This window comes from Paenibacillus sp. Soil787 (assembly GCF_001429545.1).
Taxonomy (GTDB): Bacteria; Bacillota; Bacilli; order Paenibacillales; family NBRC-103111; genus Paenibacillus_E.
Genome location: NZ_LMSP01000001.1, coordinates 554,065 through 577,084, shown reverse-complemented (window position 1 = coordinate 577,084; position 23,020 = coordinate 554,065). Strand labels below are relative to the sequence as shown.

Annotated in this window: 24 protein-coding genes and 1 pseudogene; 5 read left to right on the top strand and 20 right to left on the bottom strand. The window is 44.4% G+C overall.

All coding sequences use genetic code 11. The features are described 5' to 3' along the window. Positions 1–43: 43 nt before the first annotated feature. Together ASG93_RS02340 and ASG93_RS02335 are read right to left on the bottom strand one after the other, a co-directional pair. The gene (locus ASG93_RS02340) at positions 44–1,306 is read right to left on the bottom strand and encodes a hypothetical protein (protein WP_056828418.1); all 1,263 of its coding nucleotides are present in this window, start codon (positions 1,304–1,306) and stop codon (positions 44–46) included. Positions 1,307–1,770: 464 nt separating this feature from the next. Further along, positions 1,771–2,367 (bottom strand): response regulator, encoded by a 597-nt coding sequence (locus ASG93_RS02335; RefSeq protein ID WP_063891758.1) that lies wholly within the window; start codon positions 2,365–2,367, stop codon positions 1,771–1,773. Between the two features lie 64 nt (positions 2,368–2,431). Here ASG93_RS02335 and ASG93_RS02330 point away from each other — a divergent pair, with 64 nt between their 5' ends. From ASG93_RS02330 to ASG93_RS02320, 3 genes are all read left to right on the top strand, one after another. After that, positions 2,432–3,886, top strand: a complete 1,455-nt coding sequence (locus tag ASG93_RS02330) for a sensor histidine kinase (RefSeq protein WP_156410762.1) — start codon at positions 2,432–2,434, stop codon at positions 3,884–3,886. 104 nt (positions 3,887–3,990) lie between these two features. Next, positions 3,991–4,467: a hypothetical protein gene (locus tag ASG93_RS02325; protein WP_056828411.1), complete on the top strand. Its 477-nt coding sequence runs from the start codon at positions 3,991–3,993 to the stop codon at positions 4,465–4,467. Between the two features lie 140 nt (positions 4,468–4,607). Next, positions 4,608–6,011 carry a sensor histidine kinase gene (locus ASG93_RS02320; protein ID WP_056828409.1) on the top strand — a complete coding sequence of 468 codons (1,404 nt, stop codon included), beginning with the start codon at positions 4,608–4,610 and terminating at the stop codon, positions 6,009–6,011. Between the two features lie 36 nt (positions 6,012–6,047). Here the strand turns inward: ASG93_RS02320 and ASG93_RS02315 are convergent, their stop codons facing one another. Together ASG93_RS02315 and ASG93_RS02310 are read right to left on the bottom strand one after the other, a co-directional pair. Continuing rightward, positions 6,048–6,860 carry a polysaccharide deacetylase family protein gene (locus tag ASG93_RS02315; protein ID WP_056828407.1) on the bottom strand — a complete coding sequence of 271 codons (813 nt, stop codon included), beginning with the start codon at positions 6,858–6,860 and terminating at the stop codon, positions 6,048–6,050. Positions 6,861–6,943: 83 nt separating this feature from the next. Beyond that, positions 6,944–8,620 (bottom strand): S-layer homology domain-containing protein, encoded by a 1,677-nt coding sequence (locus tag ASG93_RS02310; protein ID WP_056828405.1) that lies wholly within the window; start codon positions 8,618–8,620, stop codon positions 6,944–6,946. A 231-nt stretch (positions 8,621–8,851) separates the two neighbouring features. On the opposite strand from ASG93_RS02310, the gene ASG93_RS33755 reads away from it, so the two are divergent. Both ASG93_RS33755 and ASG93_RS33750 read left to right on the top strand, forming a co-directional pair. Next, positions 8,852–9,226, top strand: a complete 375-nt coding sequence (locus ASG93_RS33755; protein ID WP_082614654.1) for an S-adenosylmethionine decarboxylase — start codon at positions 8,852–8,854, stop codon at positions 9,224–9,226. A gap of 97 nt (positions 9,227–9,323) precedes the next feature. Then, a complete protein-coding gene (locus tag ASG93_RS33750) occupies positions 9,324–9,653 on the top strand; it encodes an SET domain-containing protein (RefSeq protein WP_082614653.1) in 330 nt (109 codons plus the stop codon). Positions 9,654–9,745: 92 nt separating this feature from the next. Here the strand turns inward: ASG93_RS33750 and ASG93_RS02300 are convergent, their stop codons facing one another. From ASG93_RS02300 to ASG93_RS02230, 16 genes and pseudogenes are all read right to left on the bottom strand, one after another. After that, positions 9,746–10,204 (bottom strand): type II toxin-antitoxin system VapC family toxin, encoded by a 459-nt coding sequence (locus ASG93_RS02300; protein WP_056828402.1) that lies wholly within the window; start codon positions 10,202–10,204, stop codon positions 9,746–9,748. Between the two features lie 13 nt (positions 10,205–10,217). Next, complete coding sequence (locus tag ASG93_RS02295; protein ID WP_056828400.1) at positions 10,218–10,520, bottom strand: hypothetical protein; 303 nt, start codon at positions 10,518–10,520, stop codon at positions 10,218–10,220. 107 nt (positions 10,521–10,627) lie between these two features. Beyond that, on the bottom strand, positions 10,628–11,296 hold the full coding sequence (locus ASG93_RS02290; RefSeq protein WP_056828398.1) for a hypothetical protein: 669 nt from the start codon (positions 11,294–11,296) through the stop codon (positions 10,628–10,630). A gap of 52 nt (positions 11,297–11,348) precedes the next feature. Beyond that, positions 11,349–11,819 (bottom strand): NUDIX hydrolase, encoded by a 471-nt coding sequence (locus ASG93_RS02285; RefSeq protein WP_056828397.1) that lies wholly within the window; start codon positions 11,817–11,819, stop codon positions 11,349–11,351. Between the two features lie 117 nt (positions 11,820–11,936). Beyond that, complete coding sequence (locus ASG93_RS02280) at positions 11,937–12,386, bottom strand: GNAT family N-acetyltransferase (RefSeq protein ID WP_056828395.1); 450 nt, start codon at positions 12,384–12,386, stop codon at positions 11,937–11,939. 89 nt (positions 12,387–12,475) lie between these two features. Further along, positions 12,476–13,237, bottom strand: coding sequence for an SDR family NAD(P)-dependent oxidoreductase (locus ASG93_RS02275; protein ID WP_056828394.1), 762 nt, complete (start codon positions 13,235–13,237; stop codon positions 12,476–12,478). A 111-nt stretch (positions 13,238–13,348) separates the two neighbouring features. Further along, positions 13,349–13,579: an aldo/keto reductase gene (locus ASG93_RS02270; protein WP_056828392.1), complete on the bottom strand. Its 231-nt coding sequence runs from the start codon at positions 13,577–13,579 to the stop codon at positions 13,349–13,351. Between the two features lie 59 nt (positions 13,580–13,638). Further along, positions 13,639–13,800, bottom strand: a pseudogene (locus ASG93_RS33745) (NIPSNAP family protein); the annotation flags it as partial. A 298-nt stretch (positions 13,801–14,098) separates the two neighbouring features. Then, positions 14,099–14,314, bottom strand: a complete 216-nt coding sequence (locus ASG93_RS02265; RefSeq protein ID WP_056828390.1) for a hypothetical protein — start codon at positions 14,312–14,314, stop codon at positions 14,099–14,101. A 151-nt stretch (positions 14,315–14,465) separates the two neighbouring features. Continuing rightward, positions 14,466–16,034, bottom strand: a complete 1,569-nt coding sequence (locus tag ASG93_RS02260; protein ID WP_056828388.1) for an FMN-binding glutamate synthase family protein — start codon at positions 16,032–16,034, stop codon at positions 14,466–14,468. Positions 16,035–16,198: 164 nt separating this feature from the next. Continuing rightward, entirely contained in the window at positions 16,199–16,696 is a 498-nt protein-coding gene (locus ASG93_RS02255) for an AAA family ATPase (RefSeq protein ID WP_056828387.1), read from the bottom strand. 309 nt (positions 16,697–17,005) lie between these two features. Beyond that, positions 17,006–17,878, bottom strand: a complete 873-nt coding sequence (locus tag ASG93_RS02250) for a sugar phosphate isomerase/epimerase family protein (RefSeq protein ID WP_056828385.1) — start codon at positions 17,876–17,878, stop codon at positions 17,006–17,008. A 38-nt stretch (positions 17,879–17,916) separates the two neighbouring features. Then, complete coding sequence (locus tag ASG93_RS02245; protein WP_056829276.1) at positions 17,917–19,152, bottom strand: alpha-L-fucosidase; 1,236 nt, start codon at positions 19,150–19,152, stop codon at positions 17,917–17,919. Between the two features lie 71 nt (positions 19,153–19,223). Then, complete coding sequence (locus ASG93_RS02240; RefSeq protein WP_056828383.1) at positions 19,224–20,918, bottom strand: ABC transporter substrate-binding protein; 1,695 nt, start codon at positions 20,916–20,918, stop codon at positions 19,224–19,226. 120 nt (positions 20,919–21,038) lie between these two features. Next, on the bottom strand, positions 21,039–21,938 hold the full coding sequence (locus ASG93_RS02235) for a carbohydrate ABC transporter permease (protein ID WP_056828381.1): 900 nt from the start codon (positions 21,936–21,938) through the stop codon (positions 21,039–21,041). Between the two features lie 71 nt (positions 21,939–22,009). Continuing rightward, positions 22,010–22,936: an ABC transporter permease gene (locus tag ASG93_RS02230; RefSeq protein ID WP_235550728.1), complete on the bottom strand. Its 927-nt coding sequence runs from the start codon at positions 22,934–22,936 to the stop codon at positions 22,010–22,012. Positions 22,937–23,020 lie beyond the last annotated feature (84 nt).

The following is a 23,020-nucleotide window of genomic DNA, read 5'->3' as shown; positions in this document are numbered from 1 at the left end:
CGATAGGGATTAGTTCAGAGTGAGACCTGTCGTTTTAACTGTTTTAACGGGTTTGATTGTAATTTTTTTCAATTTGCTCACCTCCTTTCAAGCCATTTTTCATGAACCTGCTTCTAATCGATTTGATCCATGACCAGGTGAGAACTGCGCTTGGAAGCAAACATAAACCGATCAGCAGTATGCCGGCTGCGAAGCTCCACGATAGAAGAGGCATTTTGGACATTTGTGCAATCGAAGCGCTTATGAACCTGTATAGATTCGGAAGTTGAACGAGGATCCATATTGTTACCGTTACCAAACCCCCGACCATATAGAACCAGGCAAATCCATAGATGATTTTCTTTTCCATGACTGAGACTTCATCCCATTGTTCGGTCAATTGGGGATTTGAATTAAAGCGGCATTTGAAGTATAAAAATGTATGCTCCAGCAGATTCGGGCAGCGGAAATAATTCGTGAACACATAATATAAATCGGTTTTCATAAAAAATAGAAACTGGAATAGGATAAGCGCAGTTAAATTACAGTTGATCAAACGGATCGTGTACAGGACATTCTCATTCATAACGATCATTTGCAGATCATGAAGCCACTCAAGCCATACGCCTGCTGATAAAAAAACAATATCCCAGCACATTCCGGCTATAAAGGCGCTGTATCTTTGATTTCGCGGAACAACGACAATGCCGGACATATCAGTTTCAGCGACCGGAAATATCAACCTGTGGCCAAGTCCGATTCTGCAATTGACTCCCAAAGAACGAGCGGATATCAAATGTGCAAATTCATGAAGAAAGAGAAGAAACCAAGCTGCTGCAAGGGAAAATGTTATGTTCAATGGTGTAGAAGGAGTAAGTAGGAAGTCTTTATAACTCGGGATGTATGCGGGATGAAGGAATACGATGCCCGCAGCGGATAGAAGTATGGCGAAATACATGAAATAAGAGATCGGATTGAAGAAAAAACGGCCGGTTTTGGCATGAAGCCAAGTGAAATGTTCTTGGATCTGCACACGGCTATTTACGATATTGCCATCTAAGCGGTACACGAGTTTATGATCTTCTATTAACTCTTCGACAAAAGCGGAAACGTCGAAAGGCTCAATGTATTTTTGATACAAGTTGTGTTCAGTTTCTCCGATTGTTAATCCTCGCTGTATTAATTCAATGGTTTCGTGCCCAATTGCAGGCAGCAAGATGAACGTATTAGTTTCCGTACGGCCAATGACCACTTCGGCTTCATTTTCTTTATGAAAAACGAGCTCGTGCATCTCGATGATACTGTGTTTTCCCACCTTCATTTTCATTTGCTTCTGTTATCACCCCTTCGGATACATTCAATGCTGCCCTTCGTACTCATTAACTTTGGCCATGGCGTGATCGCTGGAACCGTAAAGACCGGAAACAAGTAAAGTGGCAGCTATCAACAGACAAAACGCAACCTTTCTCATCATAAAACATCCTCCTTTGGAAAAATTCTGACCTCATGAATCATCTTAACAATTTGTTTGTCATCGGCCATCTATCGAATGATATATAAACCGATTATATTTGCTTAGCCTTCATTATGATTTATGTTCTGCATGCTGAGAAGGATGATTTTTTTCACCCTCCCCTGAGTATCTCTGCAATGTCGGAGCGTATTTCATTTCGTGCAACATCTGAAGCAGAAGAATTGTCTCCTTTGATGAAACGAAGTCTCCGGCAAAAGCCTTGGAATCGTTTTGAAAAATAAAAAAAACCCATTTACGGGGATCTTAATTTTCATTCTTCATTTGTCTTGATGGTCTTCACTCCACAACTTGTTTTTAATGCTTTTCAACTGCGTTTTGATCGTGTTGACCGATTTGAACAGCTTTTCGGAAATTTGCGTCTTGCTCAAACCCTTCGCTCTCAGTTTATAAACCTCTCTTTCCATCGGTGTAAGGACGTTTAGCTGCATTTCCCGAACAAGGACTGGCGCCGAATCCGGATGTATGGACGACCTACCGGCGTAAGCGTCCCTAATCGCTCCCAGGATGTCCTGGCAGCTGGATTTCGTAATAAAATTTACAGCGCCATTCTGAAATGAACGGAGAATGACATCCTCTTCGTCCAAGGAAGTCAGCATGACAATCCGGATCAGACGTTGCGGCGTCGACAGGCGGTATATATCCCGGGCCACATCCAAACCGTCGAGATTGTTATCCGTCAAATTGATATCGAGCAAGACGACATTCGCCTCACTCTGCTGAAAAAAAGCGATTGCTTCCTCTCGGGAGGAGACAATTCCTACCACCTCGATATCCGCTTCGGCTCCCAAGTCTTCCGACAATCGCTTCTTCCAAAATGCGTCGTCCTCCACTAGCAAAACTTTTATTTTGTGCACGAACATACCCTCTTTTACTAAATCCGTTTTTCCATTAATATCTTCATTATATGGGTTTCTTTTTTTGAATAAAAGATTAATTTTTGGGGAGGTATTCCATATCATTTATATTCTTATGTGCATTTCCTTATGGACGATTGCGACTTTACTGATTCGAAGCGGCAAATCCGGATTTTCATTGGCCATGGGAATCGCTTTTATCATTGGGGGCAGCAGCAGTTTTGCAGTGTCCATGAACCTTATCGTTATTCCCTTCCTGGAAAAGCATCATGTTCTCCAGCTTCTGGTCAAGCAGACGTTGATTGCTGTAACGATCGTTGGAGCTTATTTGTACTGGTACTTTTTTCACTGGGCAACACTCGTCGCCTCCATTTATTTTTGCAACTGGACGTTCAAATGGAGAAAAACAATCATTGTCCTGCTGGCGATTCCGCCTATTCTTTTGCTGATCTCCCATCTCGCCACGAGACCACCTCATATTATAGATATCGAGTCTATCCGGTATAAAGCCGGCATGTATATGTTGGCCGCTTGTCTTTTATTCGTTATCGGGTGTTGGAAAGAACGAAATGCACTTATCCGGAAGAGCCGCGTGCGAACGGCTAGCGTAACAATCATGGCCCTCGTTTGGTCCTATTCTATGGATTTTATCGGCGCATCGCGGCTATCTTTTGAGAGTACCGGCCTGATTATCGAAAGCAACGATCTATGGCAGTTCAATTATTTGCTCATCCTGTTGATGTTGGTCAGTTTCATCGTGTTTGGCGTGAAATATGGTATTTGGGGTATCAAAATTCGGTTTGAGCGAGAAAAATACGATTACTCGATGAGAGCGCTCACGTTAGGCACTTCCATATTAAACCACTCGATCAAAAACGAGCTGTCCAAAATCAACTATTTGAATGAACGAACGAAAGCTTATCTGGAAAAAGGATTACATGAAACGGCGGTCGAACAGCTTGAAATCGTCGATCAAGTGACGAGCCATGTGCTGAATATGATCCATCGAATCAAGGAGAAGGCGAACGATATTGTGTTGGTGGAACGCCCTTATCCGCTCAGAACAATGATCGACTATACCGTTCAATCGTTAACCCCTGTCGTCGAAGCTAAGAACATGACCATCGTTTGGAGCTGCGAAGCGGACGGACAATTGGTATGCGACATCGAACATATGAAGGAAGTATTGAACAACCTGTGTTTAAACGCGGTGGATGCGATGCAGCCAGACAAAGGGATTTTGGAAATTTCAACCAATGTCATCATGAAAAAATTGACGATTGCCATAAAAGATAACGGCACCGGTATTTCCGCTGACAATATCGAGAATATATTCAATCCCTTCTTTACGACGAAGCGGAATCCGGACCGATTTGGGCTCGGTCTTAGTTATTGTTACAACGTCATGCACAAACATGGCGGTTCCATTCATTTGTCTGAGACGGAATATAACAAAGGCACCACCTTCTTGTTATGCTTTCCGGGCAAAATGTTTAAGGCGAGGCAAATACTCAGCTGACGCTGGGGTGAAAAAAATCATACTCCCCTGATCTTAAAGTATCGACTATACTCATATTTGTCGAACGAAATTTATTTAATCGAGAAGAGGAGTGTTAAAAGAAAATGAGAAAAACGTTATTCATGATTCTGAGTTTTGTTATGATTTTTGCAACTCTTGCTGTAGGGGAAGGAAATAAGGCGCACGCCGCAACGACTTATTACAAATATTCCCTTAGTCCGTACGTATCCTCCGAAACCGTTGATGGTAGCTGTCTATCCACCTATGCGTTGCAAAATCCCAATAGCCAGTATTGCACAGTATATTCCTATACGGACTTCGTAGACGCATCGGTAAGCGATCAGCTTTATAATTTCAGAAAACAATTAGGGCAACCTCAGTCACCTTCCATATACTACTACAGTCACTCCTATTATGCGAACGTAGGACCCGTATGGACGCCGGTCGTAACGTACAGAAAGAAAGTCTTCAACGTTTACGTCGACGAATACGATACGGCTACGAACAAATTACTAGGGAGAACAACAATCCCCGGGGGCTATACGCTAATCCATTTGCCGTCTGTTCAATGGTATTCATGAAGATAACAAAAAAAACCTTTCGGGGTTTTTTTTGTCTCCAAATTAAACCTAATTCAATGCCGGAATATGTATAATAAGGAGGACGTTTCTTTCTTGCCCATCAAATAGTTTCGGAGGGGGTCACCATCATTTACATCCTTATGTTCCTATCTGTATGGACGATCGCTACGATCCTGATCCGCAACGGTAAATCCGGATTCCCGCTAGCCATGGGGATTTGTTTGATCATTGGGGGATGCGGCAGTTTTGCGGTTTCTCTGAGTCTGATCGTAATTCCTTTCCTTGTTAAACACTTTGCCCTTTCACCCCAGGTCCATCAGTCACTGAACGTAATCAGTCTGATGGCAGCGTATTTGTACAGCTATTTTGTGGACTGGGCATTCCTCTCCAGTTCCATTTATTTTTTCAATCGGACGTTCAGGCGAAATAAGACCGTTATTGCGCTGCTGGCGATTCCGCCTATCCTTGCGTTGATCCGCCATCTCGCCACTAAACCGCCGCATATTATCGAAATGGATTCAATCCGGTTTATAGCCGGGGTGTATATGCTGGCCAGCTGTCTTTTATTTATTCTCGGGAGTTGGAAGGAACGAAATATTCTGATCCGAAGGAGCCGTGTACGAACGGCAAGCGTAACGATCATGCTTATGGTTTGGTCGTATTCGATGGATTTTCTCGGCACATCTCGGCTGTCGTTCGAGAGCGACGGACTTGTTTTTGAAAGCAACGGTTTATGGCATTTCAATTATTTGCTTATCCTGTTGATGGTGGTTTTTTTTATAGTTTTTGGCGTGAAATACGGCATTTGGGGAATCAAAGTGCATTTTGAGCAAGAAAAATACGATTACTCAATGAGAGCGCTCACATTAGGCACATCCATATTAAACCACTCGATAAAAAACGAGTTGTCCAAAATCAACTACTTGAATGAACGGACGAAAACCCATATTCTAAACGGGAAGCCCGAAACGGCGATCGAACAGTTGACGGTCATCGACCATTTGACCAGACATATGTTGTACATGATCAATCGGATCAAGGAGAAGACAAACGACATCGTTCTGCTCGAGAGCCCTTATCCGCTCCGGACTATTATTGACTATGCCGTTCAAACGTTATCGCCCATCGTCGAAGCGAAAAACATGACCATCGTATGGAGTTGTGAAGCGAACGGAAAATTGATGTGCGATATCGAGCATGTAAAGGAAGTATTGAACAACTTGTGTTTAAATGCAGTCGATGCGATGCGGCCGGGTGAAGGAACTTTGGAAATTTCAACGAATGTTGTCAAGAACAAATTGACGATCACCGTCAAAGACAACGGCTCCGGTATCGCTGAGGGAAATATCGGGAAAATATTTGATCCGTTCTTCACGACGAAGCGGAGTCCGGAACGGTTTGGCCTTGGTCTTAGCTATTGCTACGGCGTCATGCATAAGCACGGCGGCTCCATCGTTTTGGCTGAAACGGAAAGGAACAAAGGAACAACTATTTTGCTGCTATTTCCTAGAAAGAGATTCAAGATTCAATCTGCGATGGAGTAGAATTATAGAAATTATTTTAATTGAGCAGTTTCCATCTCAATGAGGCACCGTTACTAATGTATACCCCTTCTTTCTTATGCCTTTAATAATGTCCGGCAAAGCCGCTATGGTAGAAGGATGATCATGCATAACGATAATGCTGCCAGATTGAACTTGAGCTAACACACTTTTAACGACTTTGGAAGGGTCCGTTGTTGCCCAATCTTTGGGATCTTCATTCCACAGCACCATTTGCATGTGGTGTTCTTCCGTTACGAGCTTGGTATCGTTGTTATAGGCACCGTAGGGCGGACGAAATAATGTGACCGGGTGCTTATCGAGCTTTATAATTTTATTTAGACCGCTATTAAACTCATTTCCCTGTGCGTCATAGGTCATTTGCGACATGTGAGGATGCGTGTCCGAATGATAACCAACCTCATGACCCTCATAGACAGCCTCTGTCACAGACTGCGGAAAAGCAGCCGCATTTTGTCCAATGAAGAAAAAAGTGACATGTGTGTTTTGTTCCTTTAGAACTTTGAGCAGCTCCTCCGTATATTTCGTCGGACCGTCATCAATGGTTATTGCTACTTGACCTTTTCCAACCGAATAAATGGGCTTTAAGGCTGACTTCTTCGTCTGCTTCTTCGCATCTGATACTACGGGTTCTTCCTTTGGGGAACCTGTCTCAAATCCAACCGACTCCTTAATCGGGCTAGAGGCTGATGTATTGTTCGTAGGAACTATGCCAAGTTTAGGTGTAACAGTAGGATCGGGCGAAGCCGTGGGATTTACTGAAGAAAGGGCACCAGGAACGCTGGAAGTAGCAGCTTGCTCACACCCCGTTAACGAAAGGATAATAAGCATACTAATTATTGAGCACCGAGAAAGTTTCATAGTCAACCTACCCATGTAATATTTGCTTTATATTGTATTTGAGAAATCTCATTCTATGATCCATAAGTGATATTTACTGTTAGTGAGGTATAGCCCGTTAACCTTGTGTCAGCACCAAATTCGTAGGTCACTCTTCCAACGTTGTTATTCATAATTATATTATTGGTTAGCGCAGTTTTCATAACGGATTGCGCACTCCCTAAAGAGCTTTTATAACGAAAAATGATCTGGCTCTGCCCAGCTGAAATCCCTCTTTGAAGTAAGGCCTGAACCGCGGATATGGAATCAGCCGTGTTCTCAGCCGTCTCTCCGGAGAGTCCTGTAGAAGTCAGCAATGCTTGAGAAGCGGCTGCATTCATAGTGCCCGACTGTACTTCTTGTCCCAGCGCTTGAATAAAATCTTGAGACGCAGCCGGGTAAGTCCCCGTCCATGTATGATCGTGCTTTATTTGAGCATCTGTCAAATTAAAGTAATGATACATCAATCTACCTTTCACATCAGGAACAGGATCATCCCATGTCGTATCCAGATGGTACCAATTACCGCCAAGCTTGACCAAATTCCATGTATGCAGTTGGCCTCCGGCATCGCCTTCCACAATTTTATTCGAGATGCCAGCCTCAGTAAGCAACCGATATGTAAGCAATGCATATCCTTGACAGACGGTTGTGCCTTTACTTAATCCGCCGTATGCTGTATGTTCGACCAAAGTTTGATCATAAGCCAGATGGGAGATCACGTAATCATGCACAGCCTTCTCTTTCTCGAAATCGTTCATCCCGGCATGGGTGATTGAAGCTACTATAGTCTTAGCCTGTTCGGAAACATAATCAGTTTGCGCTTTAGACTCCAAATAGGAGACTTTGAACGTAACCGTCGCTACACCGTCATATTCATAATTCATGCCATGATAAATGTAATGCAAATAGTCATTATCCGCTAGCAGTGCATTGACATAACTTTTAATTTGTTGGAATTCGTTCGGATCGTTTAATTTAATTTGAAAATCAGTTTCTTGTTTTAGCAAATTGTCCTTGAGTGTTTGCTGCCATGATGGCAAAGCAGCCTCCTGTGTCGTCCCCGTATCTGAAGCAGTTGACGTCCAAGTGCTACCCGGCACATCCTTCATAGATTGGGCTAGCAAAGCAGCCATTTCCTGTCTTGTCATGTTGTCGCGCGGACGGTAAGACCAACTTTCCCCTGATTTACGTGCATCAATAGCATACCAGCCTTTAGACAGTACACCGCTAATCGCAGGGACCGCCCATGCATCGGGGGAGTCTTGAAACTTGAGAGCAGCGGGTGCAGCAATGCCTTTACTTTGGGCTAACCGCCATATCATTGTGGCGGCTTCTTCTCGTTTCACCGGCTGTTCGGGTGTGAAGGTGCTAGCGCTCGTACCCTCAATGATCCCTGCTTGATAAGCCGCACGTACATACGGAGCAGCCCAATGACTTTGAATATCTTGAAAAGGTATTGACGAACCGTCATCCTTCAACTGAAAAGCAACTGCTATAAATTTAGCGAACTGTGCGCGAGTCAGCGTCTTAGACGGACCGAACTGCCCCGGCGCAACACCGTCCGTGACACCTAGCCGTCCAAGATCATTGATATAGGATAGATAGGGACTTGAACTAGAGACATCGGCAAAACTACTGGCGGAAGCTTCCGTTACGTTCCAAAGAGAGATCAGGCTGACCATAGATGCGATTAGACCTAGTTTCTTCATGTTGTAGCCCTCCTCATTTTCTTATATAAACTCATAGATGAACCTACTCCTAATCCCTAAAATAACATAGCTAAATTAAGCTCGGATTAAAGTTAAATTAATTTTCTTATGGCTACACATTTTTTGCACGGATATTCTTTTCAATACGATGTGGATATTTAGCATTCTTAATAACGCTTACGGGGACTCCGCAATATGATATATCAACATAATAAGAAAAGGAGCTTCCACATGTATAAAAGAATTCTTCATGACGGGAAACTTTGTTACGGCAAGCACGCTTTGTTCCACCTAGAGAACTGCAATGAACGTATTTTAAGCATAGAAGCGATTCAAACATTTATTTCTGAGTTGGTGCAAGAAATCGATATGATAGCTTTTGGCGAATGTCAATGCTTCCGTTTCGGCGAGGGCGACGAAATTGGAATATCAGGCGTTCAGTTAATTTATACAAGCAGCATCACTATACACACCAACGATATACATCGGGAGGGTTATTTGGATGTATTTAGCTGCAAAGATTTTTCAGAGGATCAAGTCACTGCTAGCATTAATCAATTTTTCTCACCTGAGCGCATTGAATGTCAAACCGTTATTAGAGAATAAAGACCGGTTTTACCCGAACCATTTCGACCATCATCCGAACGAACCTACCAAAGATAAATTTGCTATCTCCTATGATCAAAAGTATGGAGAAGGCGTGATGGCAAAAATGTTTTTTCGCAAAGGAGAACTTCTTTTCCGTTTTCACGGTACCCTCCTGGATTATCAAACCCTCTATACTTTACAAAAAAAGCAGGGCTTGTATATTGAAGACCCTTACTTTATGGGTAAAATATTACATCGCTGTGACCCCAATACAACAGTTGATATGGAAGAGCAAGTATTTTGGGCGAGTAAAGACATTAGACCAGGTGATCTTATTACGATGGATTACGAATCTACAGAAGATAAGCTGTACAGAAGTTTTCATTGCCAGTGCGAGTCCCGCAATTGCCGCAAGCTGATCTCGGGAAAAGGGACACATAGCTAATCTGTATAAAAACAAAATGGAGTTCTGCCAATTATGCTGGCAAAACTCCTTAGTCTGTTAAAGATTCCCTCGCGATGCAAGCCCCTCAGGTGCTAATTGGATGGAATGATTCGAATATCCTTATCCAAATTGGCAAGCATCATGAAATTGCGATTGAAAGTAAAGATGCGTTTTACCTGATAATAGGACATGGTCACAGCAGTGAATGCTTCGCCTAGCGAGAAACGGAGTTCAGGCCTGTCCATAAGCAGTCTGCGCGATTCCCCCTCTAATTCGGGGCCGCTGGAGACGAGCGCCAGCTTGCTTTTACTCACTGCTTTATCAATTGCATTTAGAAAATATTCCGCCTGCTGATAGCTGTATTCATTGCGAAGCCATTCGTGAAGATCAAATATAATGGAGTTTGTCGTTATGTAATTACGTTCAAGATCATGCAAATCCAGAAACAGGGAACGGGCTTTCGCATAGTGGGGGTCTTCAGGGTTCATTAGAGCGGCTAAAGCTGTTTCATCCAGAAAAATTGCATCCTGAACGTTCAAGTGGTTATCCATATGTCAGCACTCCTTAATCCTCTAGTTTGCAAATACCATCCAAATACAGAAGCGGGTTATCTTCCTTTTGATCCACTGAGATGGGCGTTGATTTGTATGGGGCGCCTGCCAAGTGTTTGACAATGATTCCATTGACGATCTCTTGCACGGTCGTATGCTGCATATCGGCGATTGCTTTCAGCTGGTCATAATATTGCGGATTGAGTTCTATAGTGCCTTCTTCTTGTTCTTCACTTCTTGAAGAAATGAATTCGGAAGCGCTAGACTTCGCTTTTTCGAATTGATTTTGAATGAAGCGTTTGTAATTATTCGCCATCGTGATTCACTCCTTATGCATAGCTTTTATAACGATTCGTCGAATTCTGTCGATTTCAGGGGGTACGGATAGCTCTAAGATCACTCTAAAATTCGCTATAAGATCTATCAATTCATCATCTTTATTCTTAACTTGTAAAGAAACCATGATGTAAAAAGTGATTCATTTGCCTTATGCCATGAAACTTTATCTATAAAGTAAAAATCTTGAGGCTCCACTGTAATTTTTGTAATTGGTTTTACTGGTGTTCTGCTTATCCACTCATCAAATGAAACAATTGAACTATTTGTACTTTCAAAAGATTCTTGGGGTAGAAAATATACAATACCGTTCGTCCAAGGGTTTTTATTCATAGTGTTCTGAGTCAACGAGAAAAAATAGTATTTATTATTGTTTTTGCGTATTTTAAAACAGGCGTTTCTAAAATTATCAACTAACTTGTGCCGATCAAATACAGCATAAAATAAAGACCAAGTTCCATCTTTCGTTGCAAATACCGCCTCAACGTATTGTCCATTATAAAGTGTCTGTCTTCTGGTTTCGAATTCTAGAATTCCCTCCTTGTTTGATCCGTGCATGATTACTGGCTTGGAAGAGGAAATGTATTGGATAAAACGATATTTCGGATAACTGCATGAATAAATAATTTCAGAATTTTCCCTAATGGCATCCGAGTAGATTTTGTCGTATTCCACGACTTCATGAGGTGAAAACTTTAGTAGAGAAGACCGATAAAATAAAAGTCCCATAAGCATTGAAACGAATTTATTTATCATTTTTTCTCTCCTCAAGATTAATGAAAGAGGTTCACTTCACTCTTATAAATCATTAGCTATCGTTTCCCGTTATCAAAGTTTTGTACCTGTTTATTATTTCTTTGTGACTTCTTGGTATGTTCTCTGGCAGTTCATCAATATTAATAAACTCCAAACTCATGGATTCTTCATCATTAATTCTTAAAATACCACTAAACTCCTTTGTCCAATAAGCTGTAACAACAACATAAAATTCATCACCATTGGGAGCTTTGATAAAATTTTCTTTGCCCGAAAAAACATCAATTAAATTAAGATTTCTAACCGCGAGTCCTGTTTCCTCATACACTTCTCTCTGAGCAGTCTCTATGGTAGACTCCCCCAACTCCATTAATCCGCCCGGTAAACCATAACGACCTACTGGATGATGCATCCGTTTTTGCAGTAAAATTTTATTTTCATCATTAGTAATAATAACCACCGAACCAACAAGAATCAGTGGAATATGGCCTACTATTTTTCTTAAGTCTTCTACATAGCCCATATACTTCTCCCATCGAAGGAATTATTGTTATAGTAATTCTATATTTCCATGTACAGCCTTGCCGATCGTGCAGGCAGCCTCGCATTGTTGTCGATTGAACAAATGTTTTCCGAAAGTTTAATCATCAAATTTTTTTATAAAATTTTTTTGGTCCTTTGTAAACATATAGCCGCGTCGTTCGTAGAACCCGTGAGCATGTATTCGACTTGGGTGGGATAACAGTTTCATCCCAGAAAATCCATTGTCCTTTCCCCACTGTTCAAGACGCTCAATCAACATGCTGCCCTTACCTTGATTTCTATCATTTTTTTTAACAACAAATCCCAAGACGTTTACTAAAGATTCGGAAAAAAGTAATTCATACGGGCTTCCATGAATATATCCAATTACTTCTTTGTTTTGTTCGTAAACAAAGATGATATCTTTAGTTTTCTTTGTAATGATTTCAATCTTCTCTATTACTTTCTCTTTAGAGAATACATTCAGATTTGGGTTAAATTCTTGATTCAACAAATAAATATCGTGATAATCAGTTACCCTAATTTCCCTGACATTGGCTTCTTTCATAATTGAATGCCCCAATTCATTGTCCATTTTAGACGTTAATCGCTAAAAAGCGGACTTCTTCATCTGTACCCGCATATCGGATCATGCCTTTATATCGTCGGCATTACGTTTCCGCCATTTACGGGAATAAATGCTCCCGTAATAAAACTCGCCAAATCAGAAGCCAGAAACGCTACCGCATTGGCAATTTCCTGATCGGTGCCGCGACGTTTCATCGGTACATGGCTCTCATACGACTCTTGGCGTTCCGTAAGGTTTTCCCGATCCTTATCGCTGATCGTCCAACCTGGCGCCACTTGGTTAACAGTCACCTGATGTTCGCCGACTTCCTTTGCCAGTACCCGATACAATCCGTCCATCCCTCGTTTGCCGCTCACGTAGGCGGATTGGGAAGGGAAGTTTTGCATGGAGCATTCCGTATTAATACCGATAACCCTGCCCTTTTTGCGTTTCACCATGTCCGGTATGAATGCCTTTGCGAGCAGTACACTTTGTAAAACGCACGATTCAAACTGGCTGATGTAGTCTTCCATTGGCTGATCGAGTACCGATGTCCATTTGTACTGAATAACGGCATTGGCAACTACAATATCTACTGCCCCTGTAAGTTCCAGCGCGCGATCCTTCATCGCGATGACCTCATCCGCTTTGGTCACATCGGCTTGAACAGTAACAGTACGGCGCCCGATACCTTCGATCTCAGCCTGTAACTCTGCCGCCTTAGATTCATTCTGATTGTAGTGAATAACAATATCCGCTCCACACAGGGCCAGTGTTCGGGCCATGACACGGCCAAGCTGTCCCGAAGCACCGGTGATAAGCGCTGTTTGACCTCTCAAATCAATATTCATATAAACTCTCCCTCTCATCGTCATGAAGTGCAATTGCACTTTATTCAGCTATTTTGCGAATTTCAGCAAGTGTAGCTTCATCCAAAGTCAGCTCGACGGCCGGCAGTACACTTAAGATGTGACCGTATCCGGCCAATGCATTTGATACAAATCAATATAATCGGTACCAAGGCGACGCAGCGATGCTTCCGCTTCACGAAGGATGGAGCCGTAGGTTCCGTTCTTGGAAATGTTATTGTTTTCGTCCCAAACCAGACCGCATTGGGTTGCCCCAAGCGCTGGCCCAGCCTCCACCCCCGATTGCCCAGGAGCCGAAGCCAATAACTGAAATTTCTGGACCATTCTTGCCAAGTCTACGATATCTCATGCGTGTAACTCCTCCTGCTTCCACAACAATTTATTTATACTTTAAAATATTCCGCTCGTTTCATAAAAATCTGCTCGACGTGTTCAACAATTTTTCCATTCTGCTCGGATTTTTGTTTCACTTCGTTCCATTCCTTGTCCTGCGCGAAAGTTTCCCACTGTCTTGTCCGTTCTTCCATGCTTTCGTATTTCATCGTATAATATAGCTTGGGTTATTATTTTCAATTATAGATAATGATTCCTGACTTGAGAAGGAGTGAAAAAGTTTAAACTAAGTTACTTTTAAGTTAACTGTAGCTTCCCCCGTACTGTCGATTTTTTGAAAAAAGGAAATAACGACACCCTCTTTAAAGAGTGCCGTTATTTGTCGATCCCGCAAACATACTTTTGCTAATGTGGTAAGGAAGGCCGCAGCTGCCGCCGATATTGCTCCGGCGAGCAGCCTGCAATTCTTTCTCGAGATGTTCGAGCCGAATCGTTTGAGTCAAGTGACGTTCAATATAAGATAAAATAGATCGATTCGAACTCGGATTTCTCCTCTTCGTTTAAAAGGATCACATAGTTGCCAAGCTTCTCGAATGGCTCCAGAACATTCGTCATAAACAGATGCTCCGCCGCCGCACGGACGTAAGACTGGTCAAAATTAATCAGTGTGCGTACGTACGGAAACCCATCGAGACTGCATGGCGAGTGAAGTGTCAATCCGTGCATGACAATGAGTGTCCCCCGGAGAACGAGTCTGCCAATTACCTCAATAAATAAAGCAGATCGCCTCGGCGTCTGCTTTATTTGTCTATATTTATTAGTAAATTCGTTTTCTAAACTTCGGAAGTGGTAACTGCTTCGTATGCTATTTATATTATCAGGATTCTGGATAAGGAAACAAATCAACGATTCGTATGCATTGACCACTTTCGTTCGTAAACACAACATGTTCTCGCCTAAATCCACGTGGACTCTCCAAGCCACAGGCTGCAGCCAGTGAGAATAAGCCTTCCCTCAGTTGAAGAATGTAGTTCATTACTCGCCATTGCTTTTCCTCTGGAGCCAGCGCAGCCTGATATTTGGAATCCGTAGTTGTAATGCCGGTTGGGCACTTACCGGTGTGGCACTGCATCGCCATGATGCAGCCATTAGCCATCATAAAGCCGCGAGCGGAGTTAACACAGTCGGCACCCAATGCTAGGGCGATTGCAACTTTATCAGGCGTTATGAGTTTACCGGAAGCGAAAATTTTGAAACGGTCGCGCACGCCGAATTTTCTAGCTAAATCGTCGAGGATGAGTAACGCGGCAAAGAGCGGCAATCCCATGCCATCCGCCATCGCCTTAAAAGTCGCTCCAGAACCCCCCTCGGAACCGTCTACTGTAATGAAATCCGGATAGATATCCAACTCTACCATAGAACGGAAAAACGGCTCTAGACGCTTCGGATCACCTACGACGATTTTAATGCCCACCGGCTTACCTCCTTCTTCTTGAAGAGTGCTTATGAAACGGAGCGCTTCCTCCGGATTGGTTAGAAATTCAAACCGATTCGGCGAATTCACCGTCTTCCCAACAGGCACCAAACGAGCTGCCGCGACTTTCTCAGTTACCTTTGAGCCTTCGAGGTGCCCGCCACGTATTTTGGCGCCCTGATGAAACTTCAATTCAAAAGCCTTGATACTTGGGACCTTAGCTTTGTGCTTGTATTCCTCTATGGAGAAGCGGCCGCTATCATCTCGGAAGCCAAACATCCCAGGCCCGATCTGTGAAATGATATCGACCCCCGTGGCTAGATGTACATCAGCAACTCCGCCTTCACCGGTATTGATCCATGAGCCGCTCGCCATCCTTGCTCCGCTACCTGTGGACTGAATATAATGCTCGCCGACTGCTCCGTAGGAAGTGGCTGAAGCGCCGAACATTCCTTTGAGCCGCCAAGGGTTTTTGCGGTTTTCACCTACCACTATGACATCGTCATCATCCAGCAACCAAGGTCTTACTTGTTCTTCAACGAATTTTTCCTTCCGAGTAAAAAGCCCCTCGTCGCTAATTACATATTTTTTTCCGAGTACCATCCCTTTATTATCCACCCTAAGCTCACTAGTCAGATTCGGAAACATGGAATTGGACAAATAGAAACCGGGCTTCTCATAATCGCGCCTGCCGCCGAATGAGATGAGATCCGTTCGGTATTTCGCCGCATACACAATACCGACAAAATCGGCTCGCGAGAAAGGCTTCCCTTCCGTATCATTGTCAAACCAGTATTGGCGGAACTCGGGCCCGAGCTTTTCAAGCAAGTATCGCAGCCAACCAAGGAACGGGTGGGAGCGGATGATGGAATGCTTTGGTTTTTTGGATAAAGCATACATATAACCAAAAAAAATGAGTGGTGGCAAAATAATGATAGCCATCAGTATGACCAACAGGACAATATGTACCATATAGAAAAACCTCCGAATCGCTAAAAGTGAATTAAATATAGTATTCCATCTTATTCCAATTTAAGACATGTTAGTAATAGTTAGCTACGTTAATCTGTCCATTCGTACTATATTGCCCCGTTTTGGCCAACAGCAAAAAGAGACCCAAAGCAACGGCTGCGGGTCTAAGTTTTATATCCATTTACCCATTCACTTATTCGAAGAGCCACTTCATGTACATCCGTTTTAGTATCGACAGTCGGCATTGGTGGTGTGTATGCTTTGTCAGCATTTTCAAGCAACCACTTGGCAAAGGATTTATGATCTTGAATCATTTCCTCTGACCAGTTCCTTGCACGTAATCGTAATTCACGGGTTTCATCGTCACAATGTAAGTTCAAATAGTAAATATGCTTGAAGTATGGATAATCCTCACACTTTTCAACATCCCACGGCATCATGGTTCCACATATTATTGATATTCGCCCGCTTTCGGCGATATTTCTAGCAACACGAAGCCAAATATTTTGAATTTTGCTCCAATCGTCTCCAACAAATGGATGAATGGAATCAATGTCGAAAATATCAACATCTGGCAATAATCCTCTGAGCTCCTTAATAACAGTTGTCTTCCCAGAACCACTTGCACCTGATACTATAAACAACGGTAATGTTTCGTCCATGCTTCTTCCCCCTTGAAATGTTTTGAATTATTTTCTACCTTAGGAGAAAAACCAAATATTGTAAAGTGAAACTTTGAATTTAGCTTGCAACACTCGAACAAATAAGCGCGAAAAACGCGCTTACAGCGAGTGCTCTGCGAGCCGATGCTCGCCCACTTAGTCCGAGAAGCCGGAAATCGACTTCTCGGCAAACTGTCTCGCGCATCCATTTATATCAATTCTTCAAAAAGACAACCCTGATTTTATACTTTCTGGCATATTGAGAAAAAAGCAGCCAATCCATTTTGGACGGCTGCCTTTGTCTTTCACCTAAATTTCATTCCACAATTTCCTTAAGTTATTCATACCAATCCGCGAACCGATTTCGCAGTCTTCCATCCCTTCAAATTCTACGGTTACATAGCCGTCATAGCCCGAGTTTTTGATCAGCTTTATGATTTCTCTGATCTCAATGTCCCCATGGCCGACGATCGCGCCCCTTAAGTAATTACCGTTTGTAGTCCGGAACCAATTGCCTTCTCCCGGGTCTTGATAGTACGGTCTGAAATAAAAGTCTTTAAAATGAATTAAAGAAGCATAAGGCAGATTTTTGCGCACGCCGACAAGCGGCGCTTCGTCCACGCACATAAAATTACCTACATCCAATGTCGTTTTAAAATTGGGGCGGTTCACTCCGGCCAGCACACGCTGCACCCGGTCACTCGCCTGCACGGAGAAACCGTGATTTTCAATCGTTGTCGTAATGCCGAAGTTTGCCGCATAGTCGGCAATAATTTGGCTTCCGTGAACGATGAGCGGTAAACTGGTTTCAAAGTATCCGATTGTCATTTTCTCCAGTGGCAGTGTAAATGCGGTAACGTCATGGCGCATATGCCTCATGCCCAATCGATGCACGAGATCAACGTGCTGCTTGACGCGCTCCATCTCCGCTTCGAACTCTTCCTCCGTCGCCTGCACGAAGTTAGCTGGAATGGAATAATTCGACAAGTCAATGCCGAGCGATCCCGCCTTTTCCCTGAGTGCATCCGCCAGCTCTAGGTTATCCACAAGCGTATAGCCATACGGAACGAGCTCCAGATGCTCGCCGCCGTTGTCTTTCACCCATTGAACAACATCCAGAATGGTCATTTTTCCCGACTTCAACGCTGGCAGCAAACTATAAGAACTAAGCCCGATTTTCACCTTCATACCTCCAAGTATTCATCAATTAACACCTTGAGTCAGCCTATCGAGTAAGCGGCAAATCTGCGTGTAATCGGCGTCGCTGCGCACGCGGTAAACCGGACTCTCAGTTCACTTGTCTTTACCGCTGCAAATTTGTCGATTTTTTTGTGACCGATGGCGCTGCCATTTACAAGCTCCACCCACTCGCCCTTATACTTCGCTTCGAGCACATATTCCCGTACCCGTTCGCCGTATGCGATGTCTTCCATCAATATAACATGGTCGACGGATTGCTCGCCATCCAAATGAAGTGTTGCTTCCATGCCTTCTCCTGTTGTGACAGCTAGCGGAGCATCAAACCGGCGACGGATTTCGTCGCCCAGTTCGATTACTCGCTGCACGTCCACATCCGGCAGTAAACCGCGGTCATCGGGAGCCACGTTTAACAGCATTGTCGCGCCATGCCCCACAGAGCGGTAGTAAAGATCCATCAAGTGTTCCAAACTATGGAGGCTGCTCTCGTCATCCGGATGCCAAAACCAATGACGTTTGCGGATCGGCACGTCGCACTCGGCCGGCACCCAAGACGTAGTTCCTTCCATCCATGTAAGCATATCGCTTGTGAACATGCTCTCTCTAGCGCTCTCCGCCGTATTCCAGCATGGGTATGGGGCGACGCCGTCTTCGTTTCCAACCCAGCGAATCGTCGGCTGTCCCATATTGAATACCATCGCATCCGGTTGGTACTGGTTAACAAGTCCGATAATTCTCTTCCAATCGTACTCTCGTCCCTGAGAGCCTGCCCCATCAAACCATACCTCGACGAGCGGGCCGTAATGTGTCAATAGCTCCGTCAGTTGTTCCGCATAGAAATCGTCGTATGCCGCTTTGTCCGAATAGCATGGCTCATGCCGGTCCCAAGGCGACAAGTACAAACCGAAATGCAAGCCTTCCTCCCGGCAGGCATCGGACACTTCGCGGACAACGTCCCCTTGTCCGTCTTTCCATGGGCTCGACTTGACCGAATAATCGGTCGTCTTCGTTGGCCATAAGCAGAACCCGTCATGATGCTTCGCAGTCAAAACAAAATATTTAAACCCGGCCTGTTTGGCCGTCCTTACCCACTGGCGCGCATCCAGCTGCGCTGGATTGAATTTCAGCGGTGAGTCCGTTCCCTCTCCCCATTCCTGATCGCAAAAGGTGTTCATGCCAAAATGACAAAACATGCCCAGCTCCAAGTCCTGCCAGGCCAACTGCTGCAGGGTCGGTTTCGCTAAAACGTCAGTATCCATGAATGAGCCACACTCGCTTTCTTTTATTTCTTTGAAATCATAACAGATCCGAAGGCGGAACATATTTTGCATTACTTTTTGGCAATCGCCTTTTGATAAATATCGATATACTTGCCTAGCTGCAGGCCGTCAAAACCTTTTACATAGCTATCCCAATCTTTCTCGATGTCTTTACTGCCCGTAATGAACTGCGCCATGTTGGACTTAATGTAATCGCGAATTGTCGTTTTCAATTGGGCTGCCACTTCCGCATCTTCCAGTGCGATGAACACGCTGGACGGGTACATTTGCTTCGATTGGAAAGGTTCATATTTCGCCGACTCACGCTTCAGTCGAACTTCGTATGCGCCTTCAGCAAGCGGATCTTGAAGGGCTGCCCACGAATCGCGGTATTGGAATGTGCGGAGAGACGGACCAATCTGTTCCCAACCATCATTGTGCGTCGTTTTGGTATCAGCATTCGGAATAATCGCATATTTCGCCGGCTTGCCGTTCATATCCTGCTCTCCGTCCTTCGCTTTGCGCCACCCTTGACCTTCCGGACCGTGCTCTTCAAGCACGATCGCTTCTTCCGTGTACAAATAATCGGCCAAACGGATTGCGGCAATTTGTTGTTCTTTCGTCGCTTTATTCGTAATCGCCATCTGCGAGCTGCCCACTCCCGCAAAATACCCTGCTTGCTGCACACCGTTCGGCCCTTTGAGCGGAGGGACGGTTACATACTCTTTATGGCGCGGGTGCTTTTCGTCCGGCGAGTGCGCGTAACTGATCAAAGCTGTAGTAATGCCTCCCATCACATTTGCGTCCTGGCGGTTGCCGAGCTGCTGAATCGCGTCGGAATTTTGCGTAAATGACGCTGGATCGATTAGTCCTTCCTTATATAACTTGTTCAGGTACAGCAGTCCCTGCTTCCATTCTGCCTTATTGGCGGACAAGTCCACTTTGCCGTCCTTCAACTGGAGGAACGTGCCGCTGTCTTTGTCTACTTGGTCGTCGATAATGAACGAATTCATCAAAAAGGAGGAGATATTGCCTGCCCACATGTCGTCTGAACCCGTAAGCGGAATTTCGTCTTTTTTACCGTTGCCGTTCGGATCTTTTTCCTTAAATGCTTTAAGCACTTCGTAAAACTCATCCGTCGTTGTCGGCATTTTCAGCCCGAGCTTATTGAGCCATGATTGGTTAATCCAAAGCTTCTGTGCGTAGTTGCAGTGATAGCACTCGTTTATTTGCGGAAGCGCATAAATGTTGCCATCCGGTGCCGTGATGGAGCTCTTCAGATAAGGCAGATCGGCCATCGCTTTCTTGAAGTTCGGCGCGTATTTATCAATCAAATCGTTCAGCGGAATAAACACGCCCTGCTTGCCGTACTTCATCTGCTCATCTTTGGTCAAGGACCCATGTAGAATCACTTCCGGATAATCTCCGCTTGCCAGCATGAGTTGTTTGCGGTCGTTAAGCGCTTTGTCAGGTACGAGATCCCATTTAATTTGAATGTTCGTCTTGTCCTGAACGTATTTCGTAAATGTATTGGTCTCCATGTTCTCGATGCTGGCGAGCTGAGGTGCAAACATTTTAATCGTCATCGGTTTCTTTACGATCGGGTATTGTCCTACTGGTGAGAACACATCGGTCGCGACGGGCGCGCTGGTTGAAGGTGTGTTTGCTGCAGGCTTATCGGATTCTGTGCTGCAAGCGCTCAAAACGAGCGAAAAGCTCAGAGCTACCCCCATCGTACCCGTGTAAGCTTTATTCCATTTTTTCATATAAATGACTCCTCCCATTTTATCGAACCCTGCCATTTGAACCCAAAGGAAGTAATCTAAGCTGCACGACGAACTCACCACCACCTTTCATGTGAAATGGGCTGTTTGGCCGCCAAGTCGTTATCCTTTCAATGAACCAATCATGACGCCCTTCACAAAATGCTTCTGCACGAACGGATATATGATCAGTACGGGGGCACTCGCAACAACGATAAGCGAATACTTGAGCAAGTCCTTCAGCCCCTGCTGAGCCAACATTTGATCGACTTTGGACACCATAGTCGGATCGATCGTGTTCAGAATCAGAATGTTGCGCAGCACGATTTGCAAAGGGAATAAATTCGGCGATTTCAGGAAAATCAAGGCATCGAAGTAAGCGTTCCAATGGCCGACTGCATACATCAGCGTTAGGACAGCCAGAATCGGTTTGGAGAGCGGAAGCACGATACTGGTAATGAACCGGATGTCGCTGCACCCGTCGAGTTCAGCAGCTTCGGCGATCTCATCGGGAATCGTTGTCTGGAAAAAGGTGCGGGCGACAATAACCTGAAACACCGCCATCGCTCCCGGCAAGATCATCGCCCAGCGAGAATCGAGCAAATGCAGGTTTTTCACGACCAGATAGAACGGGATAAGCCCTCCGTCGAACATCATCGTGATGACTAGGAGTACCATAATAAAATTGCGGCCATAGAACGTTTTTCGGGCTAGCGGATAAGCAAGCATTACGGTCAATGCAACGTTGACGGCCGTACCAGCGACTGCATAAATAAGCGAATTCATGTAACCGGATACGATTTGCGGATTCCGGAACACCGCTTTATAGCCCTCAAGCGTAAACTCGACTGGAAACAACCATACCTTACCGGATACGACCGCTTGCGGTGAGCTAAACGATGAGCTGATGATGAAAATGAGCGGGAACAGGACGACGATCAGCACCACTGTTAATAGCATGTAGATGCCGAGCAGAAACAACCGGTCGCCCTTTGATTCCCGAATCGTTGTCGTTTTTAACATAAATGATCCTCCTTACTGCAGACTGACGCTCCGAAATTGTGCGCAACATCGGGTGCTTGCGGCTCCGTCTGTTACCACAAGCTCGAATTGGACAGCTTCTTGGCTATATAGTTGACACCAACGAGAAGAATCAGGTTGATAACTGAATTGAAGAAGCCGATTGCTGCTGAGAAGCTGAAGCTGGAGCTAAGCAGCCCCACCTTGTACACATAGGTCGAAATGACTTCCGAAGTGCTGACGTTGAGTGGATTTTGCATCAAATATATTTTTTCGAAGCCAAGCTTCATAATGTTGCCTAAATTCAATATAAGCAGGATGACGGAAACCGGGATAAGACTTGGGATATCGATATGGATGATCTTCTGCGGTCTGGACGCCCCATCCACTTTAGCCGATTCATACAGTTCAGGGTTAACGCCTGACAGAGCCGCTATATAAATGATGGCTCCGTAACCGGTATACTGCCAAACATCCGACCAGACATAGATCGATTTGAACAAGCTGGGGATGCCCATGAAGTTTGTGTTTTCCACGCCGAGCAGTTGCAGAAACTTACTGATGATTCCGACGTTCGGCGACAGTGTTACGATGAGAATGGACACCATGATAACCGTCGAAATAAAGTAAGGCGCGTAAGTGACCATCTGCACACTCTTTTTGAAAAATCCGTTGCGTATTTCATTCAAAGCCAGCGCCAGGAGGATTGGGGCCGGAAAGCCGACAAGCAAACCGTACATACTGATGCCAAGTGTGTTCTTCATATACAACCAAAAATTCGGCGATTCAAAAAATTGTTCAAAATATTTCAACCCGACCCAGGGGCTTCCCCAAATGCCTTTGATGACGTTGTAGTCTTTGAAAGCAATGACGACACCAGCCATCGGAATGTACTTAAAAATGACCAAGTAAAGCAGCGGCAGCAATACTACTACATATAACTGCCAGTGACGCTTCATCTTTTTCCTAACCATGTTAAAAGATGACTTGCTGCCGGGCATTGCCGTTTTATGCTGCTTTCGAATCTTTGGAGGTACGGTCGTCCTTATTTCCTTTTGAATGATTGACATATGCTCCTTCTCCTT